Below are 9,986 nucleotides of genomic sequence, written 5' to 3' on the forward strand. Positions count from 1 at the left end.
CCAATGCCGTTGCATCCGGCACCCGCGAGACCTGCTCGTCGAACAGATCCACCAGGGTCGACGCCTGCTCGACCACGCGGTCGGTGGCGTTCCACGACTCGAGGATCTCGACCCGTTCGGATCCGTCGAGCATGTCGATGTCGCCGACGGCCGTGGTCGGGTCGGCGACGATCGCCTCGACGACCCGCACGAAACGCTGCGCGAAGCCCTCGACCGTCGACTCGTCGAACAGATCGGTCGCGTACGTGAAGGTGGCGTCGATGACGTCAGGTGCACCGTCGTCGTCGTAGTGGTCGAACACCGTGAGCTGCAGGTCGGTCTTCGCAAGCTGCAACTCGAAATCGGTGGAGCTCACCGTCAGACCGGGCAGTTCGAGCTGGGTACGCGCCAGGTTCTGGAACGACAGACCCACCTGGAAGAGCGGGTTGCGGGCGGTCGAGCGCACGGGGTTCAGCACTTCCACCAGGCGTTCGAACGGCACGTCGGCGTTCGCGAAGGCACCGAGGTCGGTCTCGCGGGTGCCTTCGAGGAGTCGTTCGAAGGACTGTGCCGGGTCGACGTCGCTGCGGAAGACCAGCGTGTTGACGAACATGCCGATCAGGTCGTCGAGCTCGCGCTCGCCACGACCGGCGATCGGGGTGCCGATCGCGATGTCGCGGGTGCCCGAGAGCCGTGCCAGCAAGGTCGCGAAGGCCGCGTTGACGACCATGAACAGCGTCGCGTTCTTCGATCGCGCGAGTTCCTGCAGGCCGCGGTGCAGTTCAGGTGAGATCGTGAGCTGCAACGATTCGCCGCGGAAGCTCTGACTCGGCGGACGCGGGCGGTCGGACGGGAGGTCGAGTTGGTCGGGCAGGCCGGCGAGGGCCTGCTTCCAGTACTCGACCTGCTTGGCGGCCAGCGATTCCGGATCGTCCTCGCTGCCGAGCACCTCGCGCTGCCACAGCGCGTAGTCGGCGTACTGCACGGGCAGCGGTTCCCATGCCGGGGCGTCCCCGTGGGAGCGCGCTGCATAGGCCGTCATCAGGTCGCGGGTGAGCGGGCCGACCGACGCACCGTCGGCCGACACATGGTGCACGACCAGCGCGAGGATGTGCTCGTCGTCGCTGACGCGGAAGATGCGCACCGCGACTGGCACCTCGGAGGTCACGTCGAAGGTCGTCGACATGAAGGCGACGATCTCGGGTTCGAGTTCGGCCTCCGCGACCTCGCGCACGACGAGTTCGGGCAGCGCACCGTCGAGCGGGAGCACCACCTGGTGCGGGCCCTCCGGCGAGTCCGGGTAGATGGTGCGGAGCGATTCGTGTCGCGCGATGACGTCGCGTGCTGCCGCGCGGAGCGCCTCGACATCGAGGGTGCCGACGAGCCGCACGGCGATCGGGATGTTGTCGACCGCGGAGGACGCCGTGTCGAACTGGTTGAGGAACCAGTAGCGCTGCTGCGCGAGCGACAACGGCACCCGGTCAGGTCGTTCGGTGGCGACGAGGGGCCGGCGCGGACCGCCGGAGACCCCGCGTTCGAGGCGTGCTGCAAGCTCTTCCACGGTGGAGGCCTCGAACAGCAAGCGCAGCGGAACGGTGGCGTTCAGCGCGGCACCGATGCGGGAGACCACCTGGGTGGCGATGAGCGAGTTGCCGCCCAGCGCGAAGAAGTCGTCGTCGAGGCCGACGCGGTCGACACCGAGGACCTCGGAGTAGATCGACGCCACGACCTGCTCGGTGGAGGTGGTGGGAGCGCGGAACTCCTTGACCTCGAAGACCGGGTCGGGCAGTGCCTTGCGGTCGAGCTTGCCGGACGCACCGAGCGGCATGGCGTCGAGGAGCACGTAGGTGGCGGGCACCATGTAGGCCGGTAACTGCGCGGACAGTGCCGCACCAGCCGCCACCTGATCGAAGGTCGCACCGGCCTGCGGGACGACGTAGGCGACGAGCTGGTCCTGACGGACGAGCACGACGGCCTGGTCGACCTCGTCGAGGACGAGCAGCGCGGTCTCGATCTCGCCGAGTTCGATGCGCAGACCGCGGAGCTTGACCTGGAAGTCGGTGCGGCCGATGTAGTCGAGCTCGCCGGCGCCCTCCGTCCAGCGCACGAGGTCGCCGGTGCGGTACAGCCGCTCACCGTCGCCGAACGGCGAGGCGACGAAGCGTTCGGCCGTGAGGTCGGGGCGCTGCATGTACCCGCGGGCGAGCTGAGCTCCCGCGAGATAGAGCTCTCCCGCGACCCCCACGGGCACGGGCGCGAGACGCTCGTCGAGGACGTAGACGCGGGTGTTCCACACGGGGGCGCCGATCGGCACGGAGACCGTGTCGGCGTCGGTGGCCTCGTGGTAGGTCACGTCCACGGCTGCCTCGGTGGGGCCGTAGAGGTTGTGCAGGCCGGCATCGGACAACAGTGCCCGCGTGCGTGCGGCCAGTGCGGGCGGGAGCGCCTCACCGGAGGCGAAGACGTGACGGAGCGAAGTGAGTTCGTCGGCCGACGCTTCGGCGACGAACACCGCCAGCATCGACGGCACGAAGTGCACGACGGTCACGCCGCGCCGCTCGATCACCGAGGCCAGGTACCGCGGATCGCGGTGACCGTCCGGCACGGCGACCACCAGTCGGGCACCGATCTGCAAGGGCCAGAAGAACTCCCACACCGACACATCGAAGGTGAACGGGGTCTTCTGCAGCACCACGTCGGCGCCGGTGAGCGGGTATTCGTGCTGCATCCAGCGCAGGCGGTTGACGATCGCGCCGTGCGGCACCGCCACACCCTTCGGGCGCCCGGTGGACCCGGACGTGAAGATGACGTAGGCGGTGTTCGACGCCCGCAGCGGAGACGTCCGCTCGGCGTCGGTGACCGGCCCGGACGCCGTCGCGGACAGGTCGAGGGTGTCGACGAGCAGGCTCGGGACGGACCTCTCCCCCGGTACGCGGAATCCGTCGCGTTCGGTGCTCAGCACCACCACGGGCGCGGCGATGTCGAGGATGTACCCGTTGCGATCCTCGGGCTGATCCGGATCGATCGGCACGTAGGCACCACCGGCCGTAACGACCGCGTACATACCGACGAGCAGATCCAGCGAGCGGCGCATCGCCAGACCCACCCGCGCGTCGGGACCGACACCGAGCGAGATCAGATGCCGCGCAAGACGGTTCACGCGCTCCGAGAACTCGCCGTAGGTCAGCGACTCGCCCTCGAACTCCACCGCGACCGCATCCGGCGACCGCCGGACCTGCTCGGCGAACAGATCCACGAGGGTCGAGGTGTCGTCGAGCGCGCGGCCGGTGTCGTTCCACTGCTCGAGGACCTGCACGCGTTCGGCATCGTCGAGCAGGTCGACATCACCGATAGCGACGGAGAGATCACCGGTGACCGCATCGAGGAGACGGACGAAGCGCTCGGCGACGCGCTCGACCGTGCGGGTGTCGAACAGATCGGTGGCGTAGGCCAAGCCCACCGAGTACTCGGCGGCACCGGTCGCGGTCGGCGTCTCGGTGACGACGAACTGGAGGTCGAACTTGGCGGTCGCGATGTCGAGGTCGACGGCCTCGACGGTCAGCCGCGGAAGTTCGAGGGAGCCGGTCTCGAGGTTCTGGAACGACAACATCACCTGGAACAGCGGGTGACGCGCGGTGGAGCGCTCGGGGTCGATGATCTCGACGAGTCGTTCGAACGGCAGGTCGGCGTGGCCGAACGCCTCGAGGTCGGCGCCGCGCACCCGGCCGAGCACCTGCTCGAACGACTCGCCGCCCTCGACCCGGGTGCGCAGCACGAGGGTGTTGACGAACATGCCCACCAGATCGTCGAGCGCCGCGTCGCCACGACCGGCCACCGGAGTACCGATCGCGATGTCGTCGGTGCCCGACAGACGCGCCAGCAGCACCGCCAGCGCGGCGTGCACCACCATGAACGGGGTCGCGTTGCGTTCGCGGGCGAGCGTGACGATGCGGTCGTGCAGCGTCTCGTCGATGGTGAACTCGTGCAGGGCACCACGATTGGTGGCGACGGCGGGGCGCGGGCGGTCGGCCGGCAGGTCGAGCTGCTCGGGCAGACCCTCAAGCGTGTCCCGCCAGAAACCGACCTGCGAGGAGATGACCGACTCCGGATCGTCCTCCGAGCCGAGCACCTCCCGCTGCCAGATCGCGAAGTCGGCGTACTGGACCGGCAGCGGCTCCCATCCCGGCTCGCCGCCGGCGGCGCGGGCCGCGTAGGCCGAGACGATGTCGCGAGTGAGCGGGCCCATCGAGAAGCCGTCGGCGGCGATGTGGTGCACGACCAGCGCGAGCACGTGTTCGGTCGCCGACACCGCGAACAGTTGCGTCCGGAAGGGTGCCTGGGTGGAGACGTCGAAGCCGGACGAGACGAGATCGGTGATGCTCTGCACCAGCTGCGTCTCGGTGACGTCGACCGGCGTGAGGTCGGGTTCGACCTCGGACACCGGCAGCACCTGCTGGTAGCCCACACCGTCGACGTCCGGGTAGATCGTCCGCAGCGACTCGTGCCGGCCGAGCACGTCGACCACCGCGGAGCGCAGCGCCTCGACGTCCAGGGCGCCGGTCAACCGGATCGCCCCGGGGATGTTGTTGACGGCCGATTCCGGTTCGAAGCGGTTGAGGAACCACATGCGCTGCTGCGCGAGCGACAGTGGGACCCGCTCGGGACGTTCCTGTGCGACGAGCGGCGTGCGGCCCTGGGCCTCGCTCTGCTCGACGCGGGCGGCGAGAGCGGCTACGCCGGGCGCCTCGAACAGGACACGAACGGGCACAACGGTTCCCAGTTCGGAACCGAGGCGCGCGACGACCTGCGTCGCGATGAGCGAGTTGCCGCCGAGGGCGAAGAAGTCGTCGTCGAGCCCGACACGGTCGACACCGAGGACGTCGGCGAACACGCCGGCGACGACCTCCTCGACCGGGGTCGTGGGTGCACGGAAGCCGCGAGCCTCGAAGACCGGGTCGGGCAGCGCCTTCCGGTCGACCTTGCCCGAGCTGCCGAGCGGCATCTCGTCGAGGACCACGAACTGCGACGGCACCATGTAGGCCGGGAGCACCGCGCTCAGCGCGGCCTGCGCGGCGTCGCGGTCGAAGGTCGTGTTCGGGGCCGGGACCACGTAGGCGACGAGCTGATCGCGGCGCACCTGCGCGGCGGCCTGCGACACCCCGGTGTGGTCGAGCAGCGCGGTCTCGATCTCCCCGAGCTCGATACGCAGACCGCGGAGCTTGACCTGGAAGTCGGTGCGGCCGAGGTACTCGAGATCTCCGCTGCGGTCGTTGCTCCAGCGCACGAGGTCGCCCGTGCGGTACAGACGTTCACCCTCGCCGAAGGGCGAGGCGACGAAACGCTCGGCGGTCAGATCGGGGCGGCCGACGTAACCGCGCGCCACCTGCACGCCCGCGAGATACAACTCTCCCACGACACCGGCGGGAACCGGCGACAGTCGCGAGTCGAGCACGTAGGCGCGGGTGTTCCACACCGGAGCGCCCATCGCGACGGAACCACCCGTCGTTCCTGCGACCGGGCGGGCGGTGGCGTGCACCGTGGCCTCGGTGGGGCCGTAGAGGTTGTGGAGCTCGGCGTCGCTGCTCCGGGAGAACTGCTCGGCCACCGACAGCGGGAAGGCTTCACCGGCGACGAGCACGGTGCGCAGCGACGCGCAGTCGTCGGGCGACACCGACGCGGCGAACACCGCGAGCATCGACGGGACGAAGGAGGTCGCCGTCACCGCGCGCTCGCGGATGACGGTGCCGAGATAGGCGGGGTCGCGGTGCCCGTCCGGGACCGCGATCACCATGCGCGCACCGACGGCGAGGGTGCCGAAGAGTTCCCACACCGACACGTCGAAGGTGAACGGGGTCTTCTGCAGCACCACATCGTCGGGGCCGATCCCGTATTCGGTGGTGATCCACCGGATCTGGTTGACGACCGAGGCATGGGCGACCGCCACACCCTTCGGGCGTCCCGTCGAACCGGAGGTGAAGATCGAGTACGCGGTGTTCGACGGCCGCAACGGCGCGACGCGGTCGGCGTCGGTGACCGGCTCGGCCGGTGTCGCGGACAGGTCGAGGGTGTCGATCGCGAGCGACGGCACCGATGCCGTGGCCGGCACGGAGAATCCGTCGCGTTCGGTGGTCAGCACCACCACGGGCGCGGCGATGTCGAGGATGTACCCGTTGCGATCCTCGGGCTGATCCGGATCGATCGGCACGTAGGCACCACCGGCCGTAACGACCGCGTACATACCGACGAGCAGATCCAGCGAGCGGCGCATCGCCAGACCCACCCGCGCGTCGGGACCGACACCGAGCGAGATCAGGTGTCGTGCAAGACGGTTCACACGCTCGGAGAACTCGCCGTAGGTCAGCGTCTCGCCCTCGAACTCCACCGCGACCGCGTCCGGCGACCGCCGGACCTGCTCGGCGAACAGATCGACGAGGGTCCCGGCGTCGCCGAGTGCGTGCTCGGTGGCGTTCCACGTGGCGAGCACATCGGTGCGCTCGGCATCGTCGAGCAGCGCGACATCACCGACCGGGAGTGCGGGTTCGGTCACGACCGCGGTGAGGATCCGGGCCAGGCGCTCGGCGAAGGACTCCATCGTCCGGGCGTCGAACAGATCGGTGGCATAAGTCAATTCGACGAGATAACCCTCGGCGGTGGCGTCGTCCGAGACGGTGACCTGCAGGTCGAACTTCGCCAGTGCCACGTCGACATCGAGCGCCGAGACGGTCAGGCCGGGCAGCTCGAGGGAGCCGGCATCGAGGTTCTGGAACGCGAGGAGCACCTGGAACAGCGGGTGCCGTGCCGTCGACCGTTCGGGGTCGATGATCTCGACGAGCCGCTCGAACGGCAGGTCGGCGTGCCCGAACGCTTCGAGGTCGGCGCCGCGCACCCGGCCGAGCACCTGCTCGAACGACTCGCCGCCCTCCACCCGGGTGCGCAGCACGAGGGTGTTGACGAACATGCCCACCAGATCGTCGAGCGCCGCGTCGCCACGACCGGCCACCGGGGTGCCGATCGCGATGTCGTCGGTGCCCGACAGACGCGCCAGCAGCACCGCCAGTGCCGCGTGCACGACCATGAACTCGGTGGTGGAGGTGCGCCGGGCGAGATCGCGGACGGCGGAACGGAGTTCGGAGTCCAGGACGAACCGGTGCGAGGCACCGCGGTAGCTCGCGACCGCCGGTCGCGGACGGTCCGCCGGCAGGTCGAGCTGCTCGGGCAGACCCGCGAGGGTCTCCCGCCAGAACGCGACCTGCGAGGAGATGATCGACTCCGGATCGTCCTCCGAACCGAGCACCTCCCGCTGCCAGATGGCGAAGTCGGCGTACTGCACCGGCAGCGGCTCCCACTGCGGGGCGTCACCCGAGACGCGGGCCGCGTAGGCCGTCACGACGTCGCGGGTCAGCGGACCCATCGAGAAACCGTCGGACGCGATGTGGTGCACGACCAGCACCAGCACGTGCTCGGCCGCGGTCCCGGTCTCGGTGACGGCGAACAGCCGGGCCCGGAAGGGGACCTGCGTCGTCACGTCGAAGCCGGTGCCGACGATCTCGGTGGCCCGGGCGATCAGATCGGACTCGGCCACCGGGACCGGCGTCAGGTCGGGCACCACCTCGTCCACCGGCAGCACCTGCTGGTAGCCCACACCGTCGACGTCCGGGTAGATCGTCCGCAACGACTCGTGCCGGCCGAGCACGTCGGTGACCGCGGCCTGCAGGGCCGCCGCGTCGAGTGCCCCCGACAGGCCGATCGCCACGGGGATGTTGTTGACCGCCGATTCCGGTTCGAAGCGGTTGAGGAACCACATCCGCTGCTGCGCGAGCGACAACGGCACCAGTTCCGGACGCACCTGCGGGACCAGCGGTGCGCGTCCGTCGCCACCCGAGGCCATGGCGGCGTCGACGAGCGAGGCGAGTTCGGCCGCCGTCGGGGCGTCGAAGAACTCGCGGACGTCGATGCGGACCTTGTGATCGGCGCTGAGCCGCGCGACGACCCGCGTCGCGCTCAGGGAGTTGCCGCCGAGTTCGAAGAAGTCGTCGTCGACACCGAGCTGCTCGATGCCGAGGACCTGCTCGAAAGCGGCGACGACGGCATGCTCGGTAGCAGTCGACGGCGCGCGGTATTCGCGCTGCAGGGAGCTGAAATCCGGTGCGGGCAAGGCCTTCCGGTCGAGCTTGCCGCTGCCGCCGAGCGGGAACTCGTCGAGTTCGACGAACAGCGACGGCACCATGTAGTCGGGCAGGCGCCGGCGCACGGCGTCGGCGAGCTCGGACCGTTCGATGTCGCGGCCGTCGGTGACGAGGTAGGCGACGAGGTGGTCGCCGAGCGCGGGGTCGGAGTGCACGACGACGACCGACTGCCGCACGCCCGGGTGGTCGAGCAACGCCGATTCGATCTCGCCGAGTTCGATGCGCAGACCGCGCAGCTTCACCTGGAAGTCCGTACGGCCGATGTACTCGATCTGCCCGTCCTCGTTCGTCTTCACGAGGTCGCCGGTGCGGTACATGCGGTCGCCGGGCTCGCCGAACGGGTCGGCGACGAAACGATCGGAGGTCAGATCGGGGCGACGGAGATAGCCGCGCGCGAGCTGGACGCCCGCGAGGTAGAGCTCGCCCTCGACACCGTCCGGGACGGGGCGCAGACCCTCGTCGAGGACGTAGAGGCCGGTGTCGGCCACGGCGGCACCGATCGGCACGACGGTGTCGTCGGCGGAGGTCGCGAAGTAGGTGACGTCGACCGCGGCCTCGGTGGGCCCGTAGAGGTTGTGCAGACGCGCCGAGGAGATCTCGTAGAAGCGGGCGACGGTCTGCGGCGGCAGCGCCTCACCGGACGCGAAGACATAGCGGAGGGTGCTCACCGACGCGGCGGTGGACTCGGTGAGGTAGACGGCGAGCATCGACGGCACGAAGTGCGCGATCGTCACGCCGCGTTCGATCATCGTCTGCGCGAGGTAGGCAGGGTCGCGGTGCCCGTCGGGCACGGCGATCGTGAGACGGGCACCCACCTGCAGGGGCCAGAAGAACTCCCAGACCGACACGTCGAAGGTGAACGGCGTCTTCTGCAGCACCACGTCGTCGGCGCGCATCCCGTACTCGGACTGACGCCAGTCGATGTTCGCGACGATCGCCCGGTGCTCGACGGCGACGCCCTTGGGCCGTCCCGTCGAACCCGACGTGAAGATGACGTAGGCGAGGTGATCGGCCGTGAGCGCGCCGCCGCGCTCCTCCGGAGTGATCGGCTCGTCGGATACCTCGGACAGGTCGAGGGTGTCGATCGTCAGCGCCGGGACGGAACCGGGGAGATCGACGGCGTCGCGCTCGGTGGTGACGACGGCGACCGGCTCGGCGATCTCGAGGACGTAGGCGAGGCGGTCGGCCGGGTGGTCGGGATCGAGCGGCACGTAGGCGCCACCGGCCTTGACGATCGCGTACATGCCGACCAGCAGGTCGAACGACCGACGGACGGCGAGACCGACACGTGCGTCGGGGCCCACACCGAGACCGATGAGGTGACGTGCGAGACGGTTGGCGCGGGCGTCGAATTCGCGGTAGGTCAGGGCCTGCCCGTCGAAATCGAGAGCGACCGCATCGGGGGTCCGCGCCACCTGGGCGTCGAAACGCGCCATGAGGGTGTCGGGATCGACCGTGGCCGGTGCTGCCACATCGTCGCCGAGCACCTCGACGGCGTCGGCCAGCAGGGCGTCGACCACCCCCGCGAGACCCGGAGCACCCAGCAGAGCGGGCGCGATGTTCGACAGAACGACCGGGAACAGCGCGTCGAAACCGAGCGCACCGCCCATGGCGGTGTCGAGCGTGGCGATCTCGTCGCGCAGGCGCGCGTAGCCGATACGGGTATCACCGTCGGTGAGGGCGACGCGGTCGGGTTCGATCTCCGCGACGGCGGCGAGCAACCGGGGAAGGTCCTCGATCGCCAGCGCCGGCTTGCCCGCCATGTCACCCGTCATCTACGTCAGCCTCCTGAAATAACCTGCGCTCGGCATCACGCTGTGC

1 protein-coding gene (running past one end of the window) is annotated in these 9,986 nt (G+C 69.6%); it reads right to left on the reverse strand.

What is annotated here, in order from left to right:
* Positions 1 to 9,940, reverse strand: partial view of a non-ribosomal peptide synthetase gene (locus IM25_RS00510; protein ID WP_065995639.1) — the 5' end (the start) only. 19,637 nt of this gene lie to the left of the window's left edge; 9,940 of the gene's 29,577 nt are visible here — the first part of the coding sequence; the start codon lies at positions 9,938 to 9,940; its stop codon lies off the left edge, out of view.
* Between the last annotated feature and the right edge of the window lie 46 nt (positions 9,941 to 9,986).

This window comes from Rhodococcus sp. p52, from assembly GCF_000763325.2.
GTDB lineage: Bacteria > Actinomycetota > Actinomycetes > Mycobacteriales > Mycobacteriaceae > Rhodococcus > Rhodococcus pyridinivorans.